General features: G+C 64.7%; 3 protein-coding genes. All 3 read right to left on the reverse strand.

Features of this window, described 5'->3' with window-relative positions:
- On the reverse strand, positions 1 to 560 hold a 560-nt coding region (locus A9X04_RS09870), incomplete at its 3' end, for an SDR family oxidoreductase (RefSeq protein ID WP_231985692.1).
- A gap of 40 nt (positions 561 to 600) precedes the next feature.
- The gene (locus A9X04_RS09875; protein WP_067919816.1) at positions 601 to 1,350 is read right to left on the reverse strand and encodes an SDR family NAD(P)-dependent oxidoreductase; all 750 of its coding nucleotides are present in this window, start codon (positions 1,348 to 1,350) and stop codon (positions 601 to 603) included.
- Positions 1,347 to 1,964, reverse strand: coding sequence for a TetR family transcriptional regulator (locus A9X04_RS09880; protein WP_067917816.1), 618 nt, complete (start codon positions 1,962 to 1,964; stop codon positions 1,347 to 1,349). Before A9X04_RS09880 ends, A9X04_RS09875 begins: the two co-directional genes overlap by 4 nt.
- Positions 1,965 to 2,131: the final 167 nt, after the last annotated feature.

Here is a 2,131-nt window from a genome sequence, read left to right on the forward strand (position 1 = left end):
AGGCTTTCATCGTCCTCGTTGCGTCCCAGCATCCCGGTGTTCACCGCGTTCGGGCACAGGCAGGTGACCTGGATGCCTCGGTGGGCATAGTTCAGGGCCAGCCATTCGGCGAACCCGAGGGCTCCGTGTTTACTCAGGGTATAGCCCATGAAGGATGGTCCGGTGATCAATGCCGCAGACGAGATGGTTTGAATGAGCCAGCCTTCGCCACGTTCCAACATGCCGGGAAGCACTTCCTGCGCAGCCCAGACGTGGGCGAGCAGGTTTACGTCGACGATTCGACGGATTTCCTCGGGCGACTCGGTCAGCCCGTCTCCGGTGTCGCTGAATCCTGCATTCGAGCAAAACACGGCGACCGGCCCGAAGATGTCTTCGGCACGGGCGACAAGGGCGGTGATGGAGTCAGGGGAGCCGACGTCGCTGCGCACGGCGATGCCTCCGACGCGGGTGGCGATCTTCTGCGCGCGTTCGCCGTTGAGGTCGGCGACGACGACCCTTGCGCCCCGCGCGGCGAGTTCTTCTGCTAGCGCTCGCCCGATTCCGTGACCGCCGCCGGTCACCACCGCACACCGTCCGTCTAATTGCATGGCTGTTGCTTCCTCAGAGATGCCCGCCGTCGACAGCGAGTACTTGTCCGGTGGTGAACGTGGCCGCATCGGAGGCGAGGTACAGTACTGCGCCCGAGATTTCGTCTGGCTGACCGACTCGGCCGAGTAGCGCGGTGCTGGCCGCGAAGTCGCGTTCGGTCTGCGGCCATGCCTTCATGACGTCGGTGTCGACGGCGCCAGGCATGACCGCGTTGACCCGTACTTTGGGTGCGAAGGCCCGGGCGAACGACTTGGTGAGATTGTTGAGGCCCGCCTTGGCGGCGGCGTACACGATGGCGTGCGAGGCCCCCATGTGTGCGGAGATAGTGCTGATGTTGACCACGGTGCCGCCGCCGTCCGCCGCCATCCGGGTGCCGATGGCGGCGGTCAGTCGGAACGGTCCCTTCAGGTTCAGCGCAATGGTCTTGTCGAAGAGCTCTTCGCTGATCGCATCGACACTGTCGTAACGCACTGACGATCCCGCGTTATTGACCAATATGTCGATGCGCCCAACGGCCGCGTAGGCTTCGTCAACCAGGCGGTCACATTCGGCCCATCGGTTGACGTTGGCGGGCAACGAGAATGCGCGCCGACCAGTGGCGGCGATCTCGGCTGAGGTCTTTTCGCATGCCTCAGAATTGCGGCTGACTACCACGATGTCCGCCCCCGACGATGCCAGCTGCGCGCAGATCGCCCGGCCGATGCCGCGGGTGGCGCCGGTGACAAGTGCAGTGCGTCCGGTCAGATCGAAGAGATTGGTCACTGGTTGTCTCCTCCTCCGTCGAACTTGCCGATTCCCTGCTCGAGCAGGGACAGTGCCGCCCGGATTCGCTCGGCCGGGTCGCCCCGCCCGCCGCCTTGGACCCAAGCGCCGAACTCTGCGGCGGCGACGGCGTTCATCGCCGTTACGGCGATGCGCGCGTGCATCGTTGACTCCTTGTGTCCCTTGGGGAAACGTCCCGCCACCAGCGCGACGAGCTCGTCGTCGTTGACCAGGCGCTGGCCGCGGCTGCGGGCATTCAACTCCGGTGCCTGGGCAAGAATGCGGCCCAGTTGCACGACGCGTAGACGGTCTGCTGGTTCGACGTGGGAGGTGGCCAAAAAGGCTTGCCGTAGCGCGGTGACCGGACCCTCGTCGGCCGGGCGCGAAGCCAGCGCGTGGATCAGTCGCTCCCACACATGACGTTCGTAGTCCAGCAGTACTTCGTCCTTGGATGCGAAGTACCGAAAGAAGGTCCGTTCGGAGATTCCAGCGGCGGCGCTGATGTCGCCTACAGTAACCGTGTCAAAACCGCGCTCAGCGAACAACGCGATAGCGGTACGGCCGATGTCGGCGCGTAGCAGGCGCCGTCGCCGATCGGTCAGCGGTTCGGTCATAGCCGTTGCCCGCGCGCAAATTCCGCTGCGCCATGAAGCAATCGAATCACTCGCGGGCCCATGTCTGTGCGGTCGGCATCGACGCCGGATTTGACCTGCCGGGCGTGCGAGCCTTCGAGGATGATGGCGAGTTTGAACAGTGCCAGCGCCTCGTAGTAGGGCAGCGC

Origin of the sequence: Mycobacterium sp. E3247, from assembly GCF_001667785.1 — a bacterium.
GTDB lineage: Bacteria > Actinomycetota > Actinomycetes > Mycobacteriales > Mycobacteriaceae > Mycobacterium.

Coding starts and splice junctions, on each gene's coding strand:
- A9X04_RS09880 (WP_067917816.1), bottom strand. CDS start 1,964: ATGACCGAACCGCTGACCGATCGGCGACGGCGCCTGCTACGCGCCGAC.